This is a genomic window from Puniceicoccaceae bacterium, from assembly GCA_040224245.1.
Classification (GTDB): Bacteria; Verrucomicrobiota; Verrucomicrobiia; order Opitutales; family JAFGAQ01; genus JAKSBQ01.
The window spans coordinates 1-19,833 of the sequence record JBEGIR010000066.1; the positions used below are offsets into that span (position 1 = coordinate 1).

Below are 19,833 nucleotides of genomic sequence, written 5' to 3' on the forward strand. Positions count from 1 at the left end.
TGCGCGGTATCCGCCAGCTCTTCAATTGCCGCGAGCGGGTAGAGCGTGCCCCCTTCCGTGCATTGCGTGATGCTGACCAGTCCGGGAAGGGTGCCATGCACTCCGTGGGATTGTTCGAAGACCGGTGCAATGGATTCGGGCTGCAACTGCCCGTTGGGTCCTGGTAATGGGCGTAGTTGAATTCCGGGCAGGAAGAAACCCGGTGCATGACATTCGTCATTCTGGATGTGCGCCCATTCGTGACAGATCACCGATTGGTAATTGCGGATGGATGCAGCGATGGCAAGGCTGTTGGCAGAGGTCCCACCCGCGACGAAGTACACGCCACAGGGGCGCTCGAACCAGATTTCAAGCACGCGTTTAGCGCGTTCGGTTGTCGGATCGTCCCCATAGGCGGGTGCGTGGTGCAGATTGGCTTCGAGCAAGCCGCGCAAGGCCTCAGGACTCATGCCTGCGTTGTTGTCGCTGGCGAAATTGCGGTGTTTCATACGTCAGTGCGTGCAGTGCGTCAGCATCCATGCAATCAGGACAGCAGGGAAATGACAAGGGTTTCGATTTTCTGAACGCGGTTCATAAACCAGCCAATCTCCAGGATGATGCGAAAAAGTGATGCAAAATACGATACGATTCAATTGCGAAGAATCTGTAAATTCCACTTGCGAAACACGGCGGCTTGGTATTAGATTCCCCAGTTTTACCAGTTGAATTTTCCAGCTCTCCAAGCTGAATCCCATTTTTCATTCGGCCACGAATGAAGAGCGAGAAAGAAAAAGCATACTAATCATCAAAGGAGCCGCTCGATTTCGAGCGGCTTTTTTGGCATTCAAATCATGCCTTTGTTCGCCTTGTCAGCTCCTAGGTGATAAGATGGACTCAGAAAGGGCAGCCTCGCATACCACCACTGCATGACCCGGTAGAGCGGATGCATGCGATCATCCGTGGAAACGGTAAATCGATGACTGGCGGTGCAAACAGTGCCTTCGGGAGTGTGGGCGCGAACCTGCAATTGATAGGGGCCTTGAGGGGCAAGTATGTCGATGGCGAAACCACCCCGATGCGTACTTCGATCGCCCGATGCGTCGGTCAGTTCCCATTGAACATCCAGCAGGGGAACGAAGGGTTGATCGGGAGGCGGCAACAGTTCAAAGCGCAGGGGTTGAAGGTTGCGCTGAAGGAAGGTTGCGCTGTGTTGCACCAGACGCAGATTGTTGGGTGTGCTATCCAGCCAACGTATTTTAAATGGTGCCTGGGCAGATTCCTCATTCAGAGGCTGCGCTGTGTTCATCTCAGCGGATTGAAAATCGAGGAACAGATGGATAGGCTCATTTGCGCGTTCTCCCACATCATCGAGTGCATCAATGCGCAGCGTGATGCGGTTGTTCCGCCCACGGTAGTCATGGATGTGCCACCCCCCGGGGGAGGGGAACTGCTCGATCATGCTGCCATCCCCCCAATCGATTTCGATGGTGTCAATGTGACCATCGGGGTCCCAACTGTTCGAGGTATCGAGAATGGCACGCGCCCCGCCTTCGTGCGGGAACAGGGCGATCATGGATGCATGCAGCACGGGACGGAAATTGGTTACGGGTGCGGTAGAATCTACCTCTGCAACACGCACAACCGTGCGATCATAGTCCCATTGCCCAGCAGCATCCACCACCAACAACTGCACTGTATAGGTTCCCGGGTTACTGTAGGTGTAGGTGGATGTCAGGGATTCAGGGTCTACGGGAAGGAAGGCTGATGCTTCTTCTCCCCATGAGATGAAGTAGTCCAACTGTTCTGTCTCCATTTCATGAAACGAATGCCCCGCAAACGCACTGATGCTTTCACCCGTGCGGGCGTGCTTGCGCTCCAGCGTTAAGGCAGCGACTGGGCCATGGTGCATGTCGTCCTGACGGGGATTGAAGGTGGTACTCAACCTTCGTGCGGGTTGGGAGCTATCGGATTGCAGGATGTCCAGTGCATACCGTCCTGGCTGGGGAAGGCGCGGGATGGTAACATGCAGCGGCTCAGGGTCGGCTCGCAATGGCGGTATACCGGGAATTACGATGTTTTCACCGCTATCGAGCACAAAGGAGAACCCGCTTGGTCCGTGTGGAAGAGCTTCGCTTTCTGTTATCGTGAGTGAACGCCCCATGAAGTGGTGACATAGCTCACTGAATCCAGCGATTCCAAGGACACCCAATGCTGCCGTAAGAAGGCAACGGCCCAAGCGGTTCCGCTTGCGTGCGACGGGAGGATTGCTGTTACCTGCAACCGATTCAGGTGATTGTGCGGGCGCTTTTGCATTCGGTGCGGCAGAGATGGGCGGTTCGAGTTCACGGGGATCTGGTTCTGCATCCACCCGGCGCAGCACCGCTTTGCCTTCAAACTGAAAGATCAGTTTTTCAATCAGGGATTCCACCCGGAGGTTGGCTCCTGCAAAATCAGAGTGCAGTCCCCAGAGAATGATCAGGCGCAAGTCGAACTCTGTTTCAACCACCCAGTACAATTCCGGATGGGATTCCGGGTCGGGCAGGGTGAATTCGCGACAGGCCATCTCTTCATTGAAGTGCAAGCCCCCTTCCTGCACGCGGAGCACATAGGCGTCAATCGCCTGTTGCAGGGATTCGAGCAACACCGTCGGGATCAGAGTTTCTTCCAGACAGGCAGCCCGAACTGCGGTGATTGGCGGATCCATGGTCGTGAGGTCATAAAACAAAAATCCTTCGTCGTCGGTTCGAATGCCCGGGAAAAAAGATTGAAAACACGAGCGTATCCACCGCCCCTCCCGAAAATAGGAGCGCGTTTCAGAGAGGTATCGCTTGATCCGCAAGGAATCCGGATCCCGTATCCAGCATTTGTCTGTATCGAAGCGAATGGACATCTCTCAGGTCGATGCGCACACCATAGAAGGCTATGCCACGGAATCCAAGTTTTAGTTGAGTTTTTCGCACGATGGGCTGGGACGAAAATCAGGGTATGCCAAATACTCAGGCGGCATTATGAACTTGACCGGTTCAGGCTTTGCAAATGGCTTGGATGCATGTCACTCAAAGTGCTTCTGAATGGTGCCAGGGGAAGAATGGGCGAGGCCATCCTGCGGGCCGCCGACCCGGCGATTTTTGATGTTTGTGATCGACTGGATGTGGATGATGAGATGGAGCCGGCAGTTGAACGCTGTGACGTGATTGTCGATTTCAGCCACCACGAAGCCACTTTGCATCTGGTGGAACTCGCAGCTGCTGCCGGAAAACCCATTGTCATTGGAACCACGGGTCATACTGCAGAGGCGCGTCGGCAAATTCTGTCGCATCAGGATCGCATCGCCATCGTCTGGTCGGGGAACTACTCGATTGGCATGAATCTGCTCTTCTACCTCACCAATCGGGCAGCAGCCACCCTTTCGGAACTGTACGAACCTGAGATCACCGAAGCCCATCATCATTTCAAGAAGGATGCGCCAAGCGGGACAGCTGTGGATCTTGCACGCCGGATATGTGAAGGCAGGCAGTGGGATTACGATGCGGTGGTCGTTCATGGGCGTTCGGGAATTACCGGGGAGCGGCCCGCGCGGCAAATTGGAATGCATGCCGTGCGCGGAGGAGATGTGGTGGGTCAGCATACGGTCAGTTTTTTTGGAGACGGTGAGCGTGTGGAGCTGAAGCACCTCGCTACGGATCGCAAGATTTTCGCACAGGGCGCATTGGCTGCAGCCAAGTGGGTGGTTGGAAAGCCAGCCGGATTTTACGAAATGCAGGATGTGCTCGAGCTCCGCTCGTAAAACCCTTGTGAGTTACTCAACCCAACGATTTCACGAGACATGATCGCATTCCTTGAGGGCATACTGGTGGAGGCACAACCGCTGCGCGTGGTGCTCGACGTGAACGGCGTGGGTTACGAGATCCACGTGCCGTTGTCGACCTCCACACAGACGGGGTCTCCAGGAGGAAAAATCCGCCTGCATACCCAACTGGTCGTTCGTGAGGACAGTCATCAGCTCTTTGGATTTGCTTCGCTCCAGGAGAAAGCTGCCTTCATCGCCCTGACCGAAAAAGTGTCGGGCATTGGACCCAAAATTGCACTGAATATCCTCAGTCGTCTCACTGTGGAGTCCTTGCGCAGTGCAGTCGCTTCCGGAAACGTGGCACTGTTGACTCAGTGTCCGGGCATCGGGAAAAAGACCGCAGAACGCCTGGTGCTCGAATTGAAGGATGTGTTTGCGAAACAACCCGTGTTGCAGGGGGCCACTACGGTGGGATCGGTATCCGGAGCGGCTGGGATGGGGACCTCGGAGCGTTCGATCCTGGACGATGCGGTTGCTGCGCTGATTACGCTCGGATTCAAGCAGTCAGATGCCGAGCGCCGCGTGGAGAAATGCATGGCATCCTTTGAGCAGGCACCCACCGTGGAAGTCCTGATTAAAAAGGCCCTGAACGGATAAACAGAAGCGGTGCCGCAGAGCAGCATCAAGACGCAGGAGCGCTTGCAGCGTCGGAGTTCTTTTCTTTCGCATCGGGGTCTATTTGAATACGCTCCGGTGCGGAGGGCGTTGATGGATTGAGCAGTGAGGATGGTTCTGGAAACCGGGCCTCAAGTCCCTCGAGAATGGCTTGTTCCAGTCCAGTCACGGGAACCTGCATGGGAGTTAACGGATCTGTCTCCCATTGAAAGGAGTTTGGGGATTGAGTGAATCCTGAATCTGTTTGCGATGGCATGGTCTCTGTTTGCGGCGTCAGCAACATTGGCATGCCGAAATCTGAGGATTCGGATAAGGAAGCAGGTTGATTTGGCGGCGATGGAGTTTGAGTTACAGGCACGTTGTTCCGGTTTTGCAGTGTCCACGTCAGAATCAAGATGATGCCGATAATGGCCAGAAAAAGCAGCAGTGCCGGATGATGCCAAAGGAAGTCGCGCAGCAGGCGAATACTGCGAAAACGCCGCCGGTGCTTACGGCGTACTCTCTTGAAAACCCGATGCTGTTCGATCACATCCCGCTCAATTTCCTGGTGCGGAGGAGCTGTTGAAGCAGTAGTGCTTTGCGCTGTGGGACTGGACTGCAAATGCGAAGGTTTTGGCTGTTTGTTTGACGCGTTTGCATCCGTTGAGTCGGAGCGTGCCAGACGTGCCCGAGCTGCAGCATGCTGAGAAAAGACAGGATAGGATTCACCGGTGGATTCGTGGAAGGTGCTGCGATAGCCGCGAACGGTGGCAATCGCATCGCAAAAACGGTCGTATTCACTGCGGGACAGGGACTTGCGTTTGTATTTTCCCAGCAGAACGTAAAATTCATAGGCCTTCATCAGACAAGGGGTGCATGCTGCGGCTACAGTTTATTCCCCTAGTCAGTTCGATTTGTATCGTGAATCAAGCCCATTCTAATGCAAAACGCATTGCACTTTGTGTTCGATTCTGGAAGAATAATCCATTGACAGGTTCGAAAATTTTGGCATCGTTTTCCCTTTTTCCGGGTTGGTAGCTCAATGGTAGAGCAGTGGCCTTTTAAGCCATTGGTTCCGGGTTCGAATCCCGGCCGGCCTACCACTTTTGAACTCCCCAAGCGCGCTTGGGGAGTTTTTTTATAAGCGAAGTCGTGCTTCTCACTCGAGCACAAAGGTCAACGGACCTGACTCGGCCTCAATTCGAGCGGAGAGGGTTTGCTGATCCTGCAAACCTCGAAGGGTGACATGACTCGATTGCTCACCCTTTACCTTAACCCAAGGCGTTTCGGATGAGGCGATGCTGGCACCTTCGATGTGCACGTGATTTACCCGGTCCAGCACGATGGGAGTATCGTGGAGGGTTTCGAGAGTGAGATTCTTGATGGAGAGATGTTGACCGTCTGTGATACGGATACCCTCGTTCGCGCGAATGTGCAGATTTTCAAGGTGAATGTTTTCGATAGCCAGTTCAGGTAAGCCAATGATTTCAATCGCGCGCGCGGCACCATCGCATTCAATATTTTTGATATAAAAATTGCGAAATGCAGCTGGAATATCGGTTGCAGGCTGCACGGTACTGGAGCCGTAGAACATGTTCAGGCGAATGGCCTGCCCGCCCATGTCCTTCATCTTGATGTCCTCGATCCAGATGTTCTCCACCACACCTCCACGACCTCGCATCGATTTGACCCGAAAGCCACGATCAGTACCCACAAAGACGCAGTCGTGGGCATAGACGTTGCGCACGCTACCCGACATTTCACTGCCGCAGACGACTCCGCCGTGTCCTTCATTGGCAAAAATATTGCGGATGACGACATTTTCGGTGGGTCTGCCGACGCGCCAGCCATCTTCGTTGAGTCCGGATTTCAGCACCACGCAGTCGTCACCAGTGGAAAAATAACAATCCTCAATGAGCAGATTTCGGGTGGAATCGGGATTGATGCCATCGTTGTTGGGACCGACGGTGATCACCTTCATGCCCCGCACGATCATATTGGAGCAATAGACAGGATGCACGGTCCACATGGGACCGTTGCGGAATGTGACATTTTCGATCAGAATTCCCTGACAGGAGATGAACTGAACAAAATTCGGCCGCATCCCATCCTCGGGGGTTCCGAGAATGCGTTCGTGCGGTGGCACGCCATCGACAATCATTTGATACAGGCGTCGTGCGGTGGGTGCCTGTCGGTTGTATTTCCATTCCCACCATACCTCGCCCTGACCATCGAGAAGTCCATCGCCTGTGATGGCAATGTTGCGCAGCCCGTTCCCATAGATGGGTGCGGAGTAGTTATAACACTCCATGCCTTCCCAGCGCGTGAAGACGACGGGCAGGTAGTCTTCCAGATCCTGAGAAAATTTTACGACGGCACCTTTGGAGATGTGCAAATTGACAAAACTCCGCATGTGGATGGGACCCGTGAGCCAGGTTCCTTCGGGAATCACGACCCGTCCTCCACCTGCCTCGTGGCAGGCAGCGATGGCCTGCCGGATGGCATCGGTCACCTTGTGCTCACCTCCCTCGACGGCTCCGAATTCGACGATGTTGAAGTCCCGGTCAGGAAACTGGGGCACATGTAAGGTAGGCATATCAAAGTAAGGACTGAGATTTTCGTAGACCGTCGCATCGCTTGCGCGAAAATCGGAGGGACGCACGGTGTAGGGGTCCTTGTGCTCGGTAGATATCAGGCGGATCTGGTCGAGGTGGGTACCCGCGACGCGGTGGTGAATCGTCAGCACATGGGTTCCTTTGCTGAGATCAAAGAACACCTCTTCTGTAGGATTTTCGGTCGTGAAGCGCCGCCACACCCAGTTGTCAGCCCAGTCGTAGATGCGCCAGACACGGGTCTGACCCGCAAGCGTCACAAAGAAGGAATCTTCACGGGTACGGGGTTTGCCCGGCGTGAATACTTTTCCCCAGAGCTGATATTGTCCTGGATGATCGACTTCAAACTCGAGTGTGACCTGTGCGACGGACTGGTGCACATCGAGCACATTGCCTGCGGTTTCGGGCACGGTGAGATAGGCTCCTTGTGAGGCCTGTGGACTGGTATCGCGCTGCATGGGCGCAGTCCAGGTGCCGGATTCGGCTTCGATCAGGATCTCAGTGGCATGCGTGGCCAGTGTTGTCAGCAGCAGCGCAAGTTGGCTGATGAAGAGGGGAAGGGTATGTTTTTTTTTCATGGGTATGATGCAATGGATGGGGTAATGGGTTATGGAGCAAATTTGCGTTCCATCCGGGTCGCCGTGTTGCCGACGAGTTCGCCATGGTGAACGTTCCAGTCTGCAAAGTTTTCCTGCTCGGGGTGGTCGGGTAGGTCACCGACGAAACGGAGTTGATTTGAACCAGCGCCCTGCACATAGCGCAGGACGCGACCGTCTTTGCGCAGCTCGGGATGGCCGCGCACCGTGATGGTTTCATCAAAGACCAGGTCAATTTTATCGGCCCCATGTTGTTGTATGCTTATCACCTGGGGGGGAATCGTTTTTTCGGGATCCCACTTCCCGTCGAAAGTCCATGAAGCGGAAATTTCGTGTGCCTCTACCGATGGTGTTCGTTCTCTGAGGTTGTCCGAAGTCCAGGTGAGATGCTCGCTCTGGGATGCGTGAAAATACACACGATCACCCCAGTTATCCGGGCGATTTTTGGATGGGTCCTCATAGCGGACGCGGTAGATCGGCCGATCCATCACTTTTTCGGAGAAGTTGCAACCGATGAAATAGAACTGGGCGTCGTAGTGGTGACGTCCCAGTTCGAAGGGAACGTCTCCATCAAACGAGCTGTTGTGCACGACCAGTTTTTGCGAAGCATCGTATCCGCCGGCATGCCAGACCGCTGCTGTTGTTCGCACACAGTGAAAGGTGCTGGAGGTGATGTAGCACCAGCCGCGCGGACACACAAAATCAACTGCACCGCGAAAGTCGCAGTTGGCGTGATAATACATGCCGTTTTTATAGTTCCAGAGCGAAACCGTATCCCCTCCACGACTCCAGAGATTGGCATTCTGGATGAGTGTGCGTGTTCCCTGTCCATAGACTGCAAAGGCGTGCACCGAGGTGTCGGGCTGTGTGTTTTCAATCGTAAGGTTTTCAATAATGATGTCGTCACCAAACAGATTGACGACCGCCGGCCCGATGGCATCGGGAGCGTCAATCCACTTCTGCCGGGGTAGATTTCCGATGATGCGCACGCCTTCGCGGCTTTCTCCCCTGAGCGTAATGAAGTCCTGATCGATACGGATCTTTTCTTCATAGGTGCCGTTTTTCAGGTAGATCACCGTTCGCTCGTAGCAGAACATCGGCAGGCTGGCGATGGCTTCACTCAGGGTGCGGTGAGTCCCTTCACCGGAGGGATCCACAACCAGGATTTGAGAGGCATTTGCCAATGGATGCAGCGTGAACAGCGTCAGCGTGAGCACGCGGTACAAGCAAAAGACGGGTTGAAAGGTTGACATGGGGCTGGAAGGGCAAAGCACTCAGCCTGCCGTCATTTCAGGAGTTTTGAAACTTCAACGCCGGCCATGATAAACGGTCCGACGCCCTTGGGATCATCGGTAACAACGGGTTCACTCATGTAATAGGCATAGCTGCCATCCCGTCCATATCCCAGTCCAGCCACTCGGCATATCTTGGTCAGGTGCACGTGGTCCTGTGCGTCGATTTCAATGAACTCGCGGATCAGCCCTTCATATGCCTTCACGGTAAGATCGCTCCAGGTCTCAGCATCCAGATATCCTTCATTGATGGCCTTTGCAAAAAAATAGGTGAACATGGAAGAGGCTGAAGCTTCGCGGTAGTTTCCAGCACGTTCTGGTTGATCCATGATCTGCCACCAGGTTCCGGTATCCGGGCACTGGACATCCCGAAGGGCAATGGCGAGTTCCTGAATCTGGTCGATCAGAATCTTGCGTTCTGCGGCCTGTCGTTCGGGAATGAGATCGAGCATGTCGACCAGCGCCATGCAGTACCAGCCCAGCCCACGCCCCCAGAAGTGTTTCGAGAGTCCCGTTTCGGGATCGGCCCAATCCTGCTCCGCTTTTTCATCCCAGGCGTGGTAGTAGAGTCCGGTCTTGGGATCGCGGCAGTATTTTCGCACCAGTTCAAATTCATGGACTGCTTCGCGAATGCCCTGACTGTCGTTGAACATGCCTTCCCATGCGGTGAGAAATGGCATGCCCATGTAAACTCCGTCGAGCCAGAGTTGATAGGGATAGATTTTTTTGTGCCAGAATCCGCCCTCGCTCGTGCGTGGATGATCCCTCAACTGATCTCTCAGGGTGTCGGCAGCGATGCGAAATTTATCCAGCCGGGTGCGGTCGTAGAGTCGAAGCACCATCTTTCCGGAGTTGATCTGATCGATGTTGAAGGTCTCGGGGCGATAGGTTGCAATGCTGCCGTCATCCTGCACATAGGAATCCATGATGCGATAGGCCTGATTGAGGTAGCGATCCTCCCCAGAGGCGAGTCCAAGATCGTCGTAGGCCTGACACATCAGTCCTGTGGTATAACTCCAGCGGGCGTGGTTGCGAATGTCATTGTCGAACTGACCGTAGACGAGGTGGTCCCCCCAGATGCGGATCTGCGTATCAGCCAGGGCCCGGCTCCACTCCAGGGCGGAGTCCGAGGTCATGGGAAAGGATTTTTTTGCGTCGCCGAGACGGTTGAATTCACGGGTGCGCGAAGGGATGGTCAGGCGATCAATTTCAGATTCGAGGGATTTGATGAACTGCTCCCGGGTGGTGATGCCTCCGGGTTCCTTGTCCCAGGCGGCAAGGAAGTAATACTCATAGCTGCGGTCCGAGGAGCGCAATACGACCACCTCATTGATGGCATCTGCGGTGAGTTCACGCAGGTTGCGCCTCTGAAAAAGAATGGCCATACCAAGCTTTCCCCCGTCCAGGCTTTGTGGCCCCCAGGTGGCGAGATAGCTCCATGCTTCGCCGGTGATATTGAGATCTCCTGTGATCAGCTCAGTCCCCGGGTGTTTGACGAGTCCCGTGCTGATGCCGCTGACATCGTCGGAGGTGGTGAGCTGTACACGGACCAGACGACTGCCTGCCTGCATGGAGAGCACGGCGGTGAGGTCAACCGCATCGTCGGCGAACTGCCAGTCGTCATACTGCAGGCGAATGGATGATTGCAGGTGTCCGTTTTCCAGAATGGAGGCGCTTACCTTGCTCCAGTCGGAGACCCGGATGAGCTGTTCACCATCCCAATATCCGTAGCCACCCATGCCGACGGCATCTCCGACTTTGAGAATGTCCATGCCCCAGGGTTGCATTTCGTGGTAGGACTGAAACCCGTCTATCCCGGTTTCCTTCAGTGACATGGAGGGTGCGGTCTTTCCAAAGATATCAAAGCCGTTGCGCCAGTCGAGATAGATGCGGTAACCGACCTTGTCGCTTTCGATGCCAATACCTTCATATCGAATGTAGTTGGAGTGGTCGGAGTGTTCAGCAGGCACCTCGAGGTGGCTGACATCGGCCCATTCGCCGCCTACGTATTCATAATCACCACGCTCCTTGTTGCCGACGGTTTTGCCTTCGACCCACTTACCATTGATGCGGTGGGAGAGGTCAGCCTGTGTGCGTTTGGCACTTACCGGAATATCGGCTGTGTTGGATTGTTGCCAGATTTCGTAGCGTGCGCTGGCATTGCCATCCAGGGAACTCAACAGGAGGATCGCATCGAGCGTTCCGTCCCCGTCGGTATCGATGGTCTGGGTCGGGTGCTCAACCCCGTCTTTTTTGACCAGAAAGCGGGCACTGTGCCACTGCTCTGCCGGTACGCCGAGTCCCTTGAGCGGGAGGGTGATGGGTTCCTCCATGCGCGAGGTTTCCGCACTGTTGTGGACGATGACTTCGCCGATGCGTTCTCCTGCCATCAGTGAGCAGCTCGCCAGTGTGAGCAGGGTGAAAAGGCTTTGTTTGGTTAGGGTATTGGGTTTCATGATCGGATCAGGGGTTGAACAACAAGAAAGGTCTTGAACGGGAAGCGGTAGGATATCCGGAATGCGTGAAATTGGAAAGGCTAAGTGTTCGGACTGTAAAAGGGATCGGAGCGTATTCGAGATTTCGATGAAGAGTGGTGGTCTGGGACAAAAAATGGGTTGGCCTGCAACTGCAGACCAACCCGTTTGAGCGGAACGGACTTAGAATTTGCCCTTTACGCCGAGTGAGAATTGAATGCCGTACTCCTCGCTGCGTTCGAGAATGTAGAGATCGGCACTGTTGGAACGAATCACGCGGTTCTGTGGAGCCACTCCCAGATTTCGCGCTGAGAGATACACCGTGTAGTTCGGGCTGATCATGTATTCAACGTCGGCGTCGATCTGGTCGAGGTCATCATTGAACAGATAGGCATCACCAATCGCCGAGGCGTTGTCGCTGGTGTAGGGCGAGAGAAGTTCACGGCCCTTGTGGGTGTACTTCAGGTTCGCGAGGAATCCGCCCTTCTGATAGCTGATACCGAAGTTGTAGGTGTCCTTCACAAAACCTTCCAGATCCGATACGACCTCGTCGCCGCCAAAGTCTCCCTCCACGTCGAGGAAGGTTCCGTTCACAAAGACGGAGAATGTACCGATGTGTGCGGGAATAAAGGTGAGCTCCTGCTGGATGTTGAACTCAAACCCATCTACGGTTGCCTCACCCGCATTTTCAAATGTCGTGAAGTCAAACCCGAGTGTATCTGACGGCAGACCCAGTGAATCAATATCCTGCTGGGTGACGGAGCGTCCGATCTCGCGCATGAAATCCGTGATTTCCTTGCGGAAGAATCCCACTGAGATCACGCCGGCATTGTTGGTGTAGTATTCAAGCGTGAGATCAAGGTTGTCTGCTTCCTGGGGCTTGAGACCGAGATTGTTCGCCTGCACACTTCCGGTGTTCAGCTCATCTCCATAGCTGATCTGGATGTTGGGAAGCAGGTCACTGAAGTTTTGGCGACCAATGGTTTTGGCAAACGCGATGCGACCCACCAGGTTATCGGTGATGTCGTAGCGGAAGTTGATGCCTGGGAAGAATCCATCAAAATCGGAATCCACCTCACGATCATCGCGATCTCCCTTGGCCGTCAGCTTGGTTTTTTCCCAGCGCACACCACCCGTGATGGAACCCCGGTTGTTGAGCACATTGACCGATGCCATGGTATAGGCGGCCAGGATGTTTTCTTCAATCTCGTTGACACCTGCACCATCACGACCCCGGAAGCTGAAGAGGTTCTGGTTGCGATCCCAGTAGTCCTTGGCTTTTTCCATGTCGTGCCACTGGATCACCGAAGCCAAGCCGTAGTGGGGGTCGGTGAACTGGTAGGCGTCATTGATGAAGAGATTGCCGCGCGGCTCATCGGCAGAATCACGATCCCCATCGGCTCCCACGTGGTAGTAACGATCACGGATGTCGAGGGTTTCACGAGTTTGCGAGGTATATTTCAGACCCGACTTGATTGTGCCGTTGAGACCTCCCGAGTCGCCGAAATTGTAGATCGCATCTGCATTCCAGCCAAAGATCAGGTCTTCCCCATCCTTCGGACGGTAGCTGGACACGCCCGAGAGATAAAAGACACTCAGATCGCTCACACCCATGCCAGGATTGTTGGTGCCTGCACCGTCGACATGCTCCACGGTGACTGTAGTGTCGATATCGTGGTTGCCGCCAAAGTCCGAGAACCTGAGATAGCCGTCGACATTGCGCCAGGCGAGTTCAGCGTTTTCGAGAAAACCCTTGGACGTGCTGCGGTAATGATTGGTTGCTTTGGACCAGAAGGTGCCCAGCTCAAAATCCCAGTTGCCCATGGTGTGCTTGAGCTTCGCGTCACCGTGCCAGGTTTCCCCGTATTTATCGCGCCAGGATGCCGCAAAGTCGATGCGACCTGCGTTGTCAGGACTCTGAACCACTCCGGAACCCGAGGCGACATTGTTGGCCGTCGAGGTGCGTCCCGTGTCCCATTGTACATTGGTATTGCGGAACTTGGAGATGTAGTCATTCCACTGAATGCTGGTGAGCAGGATCGTGTTATCCGAGAGCTTGTAGTCGAGTTTCACATTTGCGGATTGGCGGTGTGTGAACTTGGGTCCGTCCTGCATCTGATAGCGACGCAGGATGGGTTGGGGATTCGAAGCACCTGTGCTGTAGTCATTAAACGCCCAGCGGAAGCGGGAGCGGTGCTGAGGGTTGAATTGATTCGAACTCAGGTAGTTGACGATGATGCCCAGTTTTCCCTCCTGATAGACATCGGCGTAGGTCAGCTTGAGTCCGGGAAGGATCTTGTAAGTATCGTCGTTTCCTGGACCTGCGGTCTTGCTGAGATCAAGCGCTTCGTTGTTGGCACTGAGGTAGACGTTGTAGCGGATTTCCCGTCCATCGCGCTCAAATGCGGATTTGCTGACCAGATTCACGCTGCCACCGAGGGAGTTGGCGGGCATGTCCGGAGTTGGCACCTTGATGACCTCAATGCGCTCCACATTGTTCAGTGATACCTGCTCAAACTCGAACGTTCGGTTCATGTTTGAGGACGAGGCACTCGCCATCATGTTGCCATCAACCGTAATCGGGGTGAAGGTGTCGCCCATGCCGCGCACCTCAATCGAACGCACGTCAGCTGCGACGTAATTGATGGAAATTCCCGGCAGGAATTTGACGAACTCACCGATGTTACCCTCATTGATATTGCCCAGGGCTTCCGAATCGATGACCGCCTTGTTGGTTTCAGAGAAACGCTGCTCGTGAATCGCGGCTGCGGCTGCGTCATACTGCGATTTCACCACAAAGGCACTCAATTCGTAAACTTCATCTTCCGATTCAAAAGCCGAGCGGCTTCGCAGATCAACTTCCAACTGAGCCGTGATGGATTCACTAACCTCAATCGTTTGAGTGGTTGAAAAATAACCCGTATAGAAGACAGTGACTTCAGCAGTTCCTGTGGGCACTCCCGACAGACGGAATTGTCCAAACGAATCCGTCTGGGTGCGCAGGCTGGTATTTTCGACAGTGACTCGAGCGTTCTCGAGATATTGTCCGGTGCGGATGTCCTTAACCCGTCCGGCAATAGTTCCAGTAGTTTGGGCGATGGCAGTCGTGATTCCAAATGCTGCGATCAGTGCAGCAGCAACCACGGTGCGCATGGCTCCCGTTTTCATTATGGGTATATGCATAGTTATCAGATTTTCTTGAATGGGGTTCTGATCTGTGTTGTTCATATTTGAACAACTAAAACTAAATGTGAACGCTAGGTGCTTTCATCGAAAGGTCAAGAAAATGTCTGAAGGTGTCAGCATTTTATGAATTCCAACTGAATGGTCCCTGTGACGAAATGAATGGTCCGTTGTATGTCTGAATCCAATTCCCGTTATGATATCCCCAATCTGCGCAAGGCGTGTGAAGTGATCCGTGAGATCGCTGCCAGCGAGCATGGACTCAGCTTCAAGGAACTGCAGTCCCGATCTGGAATTCCCCGTACCACCCTGCTTCGCATCCTCGAAACCCTCAGCCATCAGGAATTCGTGAGACAGCGCGCGAACCGTTCCTTTTTGTTAGGCAACGAGTTACTGCGCATCGGTTTACAGTTCTCGGATCGTTTGGATCTGCGGGAGCGTGCGGCGCCCATTTTGCACCGCTTAGCTCAGAGCACGCGTTCCACCAGCCATCTGGCGGTGCTCTCCGGTGAAAAATCTCTCATCGTGGCGGTGCAGGAGAGTCCCGAGCGCATACAGGCTGCGTCAAAGCCGGGATTTCTCGCCGAGCTGCATTGTTCCTCAACGGGCAAGTGTTTCCTGGCTTTTGTCTGGAAGGATCCTGTTGCGTGGTTTCGGGAACGTTCTCCGGATGCACCCACCGAAAATTCGATCAGGGATCCAGAGCGCTTCGAATCCGAGCTGCAGCAGATCCGAAAGTCGGGCTACGCTGTGGATGATGAGGAATATTCACTCGGCATCCGTTGCTGTGCTGCACCTGTTCGGAATGCTGCGGGAAACGTGATCGCCGCGATCGGCATCACTGCTCCCGGCACACTGTTTCCCCGGTCGAGGGATGCTGCGGTGGCGGCAACCGTCGTACAGGCTGCGGTGGAGTTGAGTCAGTCGCTTGGCTACGATCCCCATGCGTAAGCGACCCGGTTAAGCGTGTTTGGGATGGAGGATCTGAAGGTTGACAGTGCTCACATGCCAGCCATGCGTTCCAGCTCGTGGTAGGCTGACTTGGCATTTTCATAGAGATCCACCAGATCCGTCTCGGTGACCTCCAGCGCGCGCATCCACGGGTGAAGTTCTACTTTTGGCAGAGTGGTTGCCCGAAAGTAGTGGTGGGAGGCTGACCAATGAATTGAAAAATGCAGACAGAGCAGCGCATTGGGCGGGTTGTTGACTCTCTCGGGCGTCAATTGGTTCAGGATCACGGCGAGGATCTTCTGTGGGAAATTCCAGGAAGTCAGCAGCACGTGCCCGGCATCTGTGTAGTCAAATCCAAAGTTGGTGGTCTCCCATTGTTCCACTGGCAAGGTCTTGTCCCAGATGACTTCCGAACCGCGCGAGGTGAGTGCCTGGTCGATGACCATGCGCCCGATTGCGTGCAGGATGCCCAGCGTGAAGAAGTAGGAGCGATCTTCATCCAGCAGATCTGACAGACTTTCCATGGCTGCAGCCACACAGGCACTTTGCCTCCAGTAATCCTGTGCGGTGATCCCGTAGTGTACGAGCATTTTGCTGAACATCTGCTTCGACATGCTGATGCTCACGAGCTTCATGACTTCCCGAAATCCGAGGCGATGGATGGCATCGTCGAGACTGACAATTTCCAGCTTTCCGCCGTAGAAGGCACTGTTGCTGATGCGCAGGATGTCAGAGGTAATGCCAGGGTCTGTTTTGATCGTGTCCACGAGATCCATCTGATTGGAGTCGGGGTCGTTCAAAATTTCGAAGGCCTTGGCGAGTACGTGAGCGGATGCGTGCAGCGATTCGATTTCACTGACAGCTCGCAGCAGATCCTGTTCGGTATAATGGATGATTTCGTTTGCCATATGCGGTCCTTCGGCACGCGTGCCTCACCGACTTAATAGGCGGATGAATTTGTGTTCGCTTTAGAGGTTTTCGGGGCGTTAACGAGTTTTTGACGGAAGCGGGTTCAACTGTCATCGGGCCGGATCAGGTCGTCGGAGTGGGCACGACATCAGCGTTTGGGGTCTCCGGTTTTGCGGACGATTTCGACCTTGGACGAATGAGGTAGATGAAGTTGGCCTGAAAATCATCCTGCAGAATTTTCCGGGTGGACGGTGCCAACTGCTCGATGTAAGGAGTAAAGTCAGTCGGCTCGGATGAGGTGTCTTCCAATGCTTCAAGGGAGTGAACACTAGGTCGCCGTACGGGGCGCATTTCCAGTTCGATCGAGTCATCGGGATCTGGGTCTGCTTCATCCGCATGGTCATCCATTGGCAAAGCAGGTGATGGCTCGCTTGCCTCGGGCACGGATTCCGCTTCCGACTCGATGGGTTCGAGAACTTGCTCGGTTGTTGGGTGGACTGGAATTGACGGTTCCTGTTCCGCAGACTCAGGTTTCTCCTTAGGGCGTTCAGGCGTCTCTGCTGGACTAGGCTCAGGTGTCTTCAGGCTTTTTTTTTTACACTGACTTCGGGTAGGTTATCCCGGATGCTGGCAATGCGGCGGATGACTTCATCAATGGAGACTGACTTCAGTTCACGAATTGCTTTCAACAGGGTGATCTCGAAATTGACGCGATCCGTCAGACCCTTTTTCACTGCGTCTTCGCCCGATTTGAGCGTATCAATCACGCGCACATAGGCCTGAATGTCGTAGCCACCCTTGGGGCTTCCCTTCTGGGAGAGCAAGGTTTGCATGCGCGAACGAAACACCTTTTCGAGATCGAGCAGGATGCGATAGAGATCGCGCCCTTCCTGCACGAGCTGATCGATTTCGCTCAGCAGTGCACGCTCATCCTGAGCTTCGATCTGATCGGCGAGCTTCACCAGTTGCTCATGGGGAGCAAGTCCATAGACATCGGTGATGTCGTGTTCACTGATTTGAGTGCCGCAAAAAGCAATCATCTGATCGAGGATTGACTGGGCATCACGCATGCCTCCGCTCGCCAGTTTGGCAATCGAGTCCAGCGCTTCATCGGAAATTTGAATGCCGTCCACTTCGGCGATGTGCTTGAGTCGCGCGACGATGACGGAATCCTCGATCGGGCGAAACTCAAAACGCTGACAGCGTGATACAATGGTCGGCAGTACTTTGTGCGCTTCGGTTGTGGCGAAGAAAAACTTTACGTGCGGGGGTGGTTCTTCGAGCGTTTTGAGCAGTGCGTTGAAGGCCGCATTGCTGAGCATGTGAACTTCGTCGATGATGTAGATCTTGTAGCGGCACTGTGTGGGGGCGTATTTACAATCGTCCCGCAGATCACGAATCTGATCGACCGAGTTATTGGAAGCTCCGTCGATTTCGATCACATCCATCGACTGTCCGGACATGATCGATTTTGCGAGATCGGATTCCGTGTTCGGATGGATGGACGGTTCACCCTCGGCATTGAGCGCACAGGCGAAGAGGCGCGCAGTGCTGGTTTTTCCCGTGCCGCGAGGACCTACGAAGAGATACGCATGCGCGATGCGATTCTGTTCAATCGCATTTTTGAGGGTTTGCACGATGTGCTCCTGACCCACCAGTTCGGTGAAATTTTTCGGGCGCCAGCGTCGCGCGATGACCTGATAGGGATCCGCCATGGTTGCTTAAGAGACGTGAGTGTATGCCTCAATGGTACGCCAACTCAAACACTTTCTTGATGGAACCCGTATGCACCAGAAAATTGGCCAGTTCCACATCCTCCGGGCGCGTGATTTTGAGGTTGTTCTGCGCGGGAGTCACCAGTGTGACGGGTGTGGGCTTCGCGCGCACGAGAGCATCGACACAGTCGGTGACGGTGGCACCACTCTGCTGCAGCTGCGTGTATGCGGAATGGATGGTATCGGTGCGAAAAACCTGCGGAGTCTGCATGGCGTAGAGTCGCTCCCGTTCCAGATCCTCAAGCAACAGAGCCTCGAGCGTGCCGGTGCGATCCGCCCGCTTCAGGGTATCGGTCACCGGCAGTGCGAGCGCAGCGGCACCTGTTGCCTGAGCAGCATGCATCAAGGCGTCGATATCCGCACCTGTGATGAAGGGACGCGCTCCGTCGTGAATGAAGACCCATTCGCTTCCGTGCGGCACGGCATTCAGCGCGTTCAGTACAGAGTCCTGTCGTCGCTCTCCACCCACAACCCAATGCAGGGCAGGAAGCTTGGGAACCGCGCGCTGGAGTTCGTTTTCGATCTTGTCGCGTTGGGCGTTGTCGCGATAAGTGAGCACAATGGACTCGCACGACTTGCAGCGTGCAAACGCATGCACACTCCAACTGATCACCGCTCCGGCACCGATGCGAAGCAGGGTTTTGTCGCGGGTCAGGGACTGCAGGCGAGTTCCCTTGCCGCCGGCAAGGATGATGGCAGTGAATTTCATGACGGAACGTGGTGAACGATCAGAATCCGAGGTGGTTACGTCAACTCCGGAAAGCTCAGAAGGAGCGCTTGAGCTGCAAACTGTAGCGGCGTGGTTCTCCCTTGGTTACAAGCGTATTGGATGCAAAGAGAGGATCAGCTCCCAGAAAATAACGCTCATTGGTCAGGTTTTCGACGCCGACGCCGATCTGCCACTTTTGCCACTGGTAGTGGGCGGTGGCACTTACCAGCAGGGAGGAGGGGAGGCGCAGGGTTTGCTCGAAATTGAGCCAGCTCGCCCGGCTGAAGACTCCGCTCAGTGCGAGTTTCAGAGCGTCATGCTTCCAGATCAGATGGGCCTTGTAGGTCGTTTCAGGAATACCAGGATAGTTCAATTCGGGGTTGTTCTCAGGGAAAGCATCGACACCACTGTTGAAGACCCCGGCGTTGAGCGCCCAGCCCTCGGCATCCATCGGAAGGGAGCGGAAGCCCAGTCCACTGCGCCGTCTCAGTCGCTGGTTTTCGGCTGAGGCAATCAGGAAGAGACGGTCCCGCAGCAGGGTGAGGGTGGCTTCAAATTCGATGCCCTTGCCCTCTAGGGGTTCGGACTGAAAGTCACGCTCATTGAAGCGACTCTGTTCCCACTCCCATACAGAAACGTAGCCTTGAATGCGGTCCTCCATCAGGGAGAACTTGACTCCTCCCTCGAGCAGGCGGGCACTGGCAAAGTTATCTTCTCCGAAGATGCCGCCTCCCTGGGTCAGGTCGAGCGAGGTGCCGTCCTGCAGCGCGATGTAGAGACGCAGGCCATGGCTGACGCGGTAGGTCAGATTTCCCGCCAGACTGTAGAGGAAGGTTTCGCCGGAGTTTTCCACACCCTCGCGTATCGTACCATCCGCCCGCTGCACACGTTTGGGCAGTGACGCATCAT

The 19,833-nt window shown here is 54.7% G+C and carries 15 protein-coding genes and 1 tRNA gene; 4 read left to right on the forward strand and 12 right to left on the reverse strand.

Going from position 1 to position 19,833, the window contains the following annotated elements; genetic code table 11:
• Positions 1-488: beta-eliminating lyase-related protein (locus tag ABQ298_10620; protein MEQ9824827.1), on the reverse strand; the 488-nt coding region annotated here is incomplete at its 3' end.
• 335 nt (positions 489-823) lie between these two features.
• Positions 824-2,869, reverse strand: coding sequence for a hypothetical protein (locus ABQ298_10625; GenBank protein ID MEQ9824828.1), 2,046 nt, complete (start codon positions 2,867-2,869; stop codon positions 824-826).
• 159 nt (positions 2,870-3,028) lie between these two features.
• On the opposite strand from ABQ298_10625, the gene dapB reads away from it, so the two are divergent.
• Positions 3,029-3,766, forward strand: coding sequence for a 4-hydroxy-tetrahydrodipicolinate reductase (gene dapB, locus ABQ298_10630; GenBank protein MEQ9824829.1), 738 nt, complete (start codon positions 3,029-3,031; stop codon positions 3,764-3,766).
• Positions 3,767-3,805: 39 nt separating this feature from the next.
• Entirely contained in the window at positions 3,806-4,426 is a 621-nt protein-coding gene (ruvA, locus tag ABQ298_10635; GenBank protein MEQ9824830.1) for a Holliday junction branch migration protein RuvA, read from the forward strand.
• 25 nt (positions 4,427-4,451) lie between these two features.
• Here the strand turns inward: ruvA and ABQ298_10640 are convergent, their stop codons facing one another.
• Entirely contained in the window at positions 4,452-5,285 is an 834-nt protein-coding gene (locus ABQ298_10640) for a hypothetical protein (protein MEQ9824831.1), read from the reverse strand.
• A 166-nt stretch (positions 5,286-5,451) separates the two neighbouring features.
• Here ABQ298_10640 and ABQ298_10645 point away from each other — a divergent pair.
• Positions 5,452-5,526 (forward strand) — tRNA-Lys (locus ABQ298_10645).
• A gap of 56 nt (positions 5,527-5,582) precedes the next feature.
• Here ABQ298_10645 and ABQ298_10650 read toward each other — a convergent pair.
• The 4 genes from ABQ298_10650 to ABQ298_10665 form a co-directional block, all read right to left on the reverse strand.
• Complete coding sequence (locus tag ABQ298_10650) at positions 5,583-7,613, reverse strand: glycoside hydrolase family 28 protein (GenBank protein ID MEQ9824832.1); 2,031 nt, start codon at positions 7,611-7,613, stop codon at positions 5,583-5,585.
• 29 nt (positions 7,614-7,642) lie between these two features.
• The gene (locus tag ABQ298_10655) at positions 7,643-8,884 is read right to left on the reverse strand and encodes a pectinesterase family protein (protein ID MEQ9824833.1); all 1,242 of its coding nucleotides are present in this window, start codon (positions 8,882-8,884) and stop codon (positions 7,643-7,645) included.
• Positions 8,885-8,916: 32 nt separating this feature from the next.
• Positions 8,917-11,379: a glycoside hydrolase family 88 protein gene (locus ABQ298_10660; GenBank protein MEQ9824834.1), complete on the reverse strand. Its 2,463-nt coding sequence runs from the start codon at positions 11,377-11,379 to the stop codon at positions 8,917-8,919.
• Positions 11,380-11,580: 201 nt separating this feature from the next.
• Positions 11,581-14,580 (reverse strand): TonB-dependent receptor, encoded by a 3,000-nt coding sequence (locus tag ABQ298_10665; protein MEQ9824835.1) that lies wholly within the window; start codon positions 14,578-14,580, stop codon positions 11,581-11,583.
• 174 nt (positions 14,581-14,754) lie between these two features.
• Between ABQ298_10665 and ABQ298_10670 the strand changes: the two genes are divergently transcribed.
• Positions 14,755-15,531, forward strand: a complete 777-nt coding sequence (locus ABQ298_10670) for an IclR family transcriptional regulator (protein ID MEQ9824836.1) — start codon at positions 14,755-14,757, stop codon at positions 15,529-15,531.
• 50 nt (positions 15,532-15,581) lie between these two features.
• Here ABQ298_10670 and ABQ298_10675 read toward each other — a convergent pair whose 3' ends face one another.
• The 5 genes from ABQ298_10675 to ABQ298_10695 all read right to left on the reverse strand — a co-directional run.
• Entirely contained in the window at positions 15,582-16,439 is an 858-nt protein-coding gene (locus ABQ298_10675; protein MEQ9824837.1) for an HDOD domain-containing protein, read from the reverse strand.
• 124 nt (positions 16,440-16,563) lie between these two features.
• The gene (locus tag ABQ298_10680) at positions 16,564-16,884 is read right to left on the reverse strand and encodes a hypothetical protein (protein ID MEQ9824838.1); all 321 of its coding nucleotides are present in this window, start codon (positions 16,882-16,884) and stop codon (positions 16,564-16,566) included.
• 137 nt (positions 16,885-17,021) lie between these two features.
• Entirely contained in the window at positions 17,022-18,155 is a 1,134-nt protein-coding gene (gene dnaX, locus ABQ298_10685) for a DNA polymerase III subunit gamma/tau (GenBank protein ID MEQ9824839.1), read from the reverse strand.
• Positions 18,156-18,183: 28 nt separating this feature from the next.
• Positions 18,184-18,924, reverse strand: a complete 741-nt coding sequence (ispD, locus tag ABQ298_10690) for a 2-C-methyl-D-erythritol 4-phosphate cytidylyltransferase (protein ID MEQ9824840.1) — start codon at positions 18,922-18,924, stop codon at positions 18,184-18,186.
• Between the two features lie 55 nt (positions 18,925-18,979).
• The coding region (locus tag ABQ298_10695; protein MEQ9824841.1) for a hypothetical protein at positions 18,980-19,833 on the reverse strand (854 nt) is incomplete at its 5' end.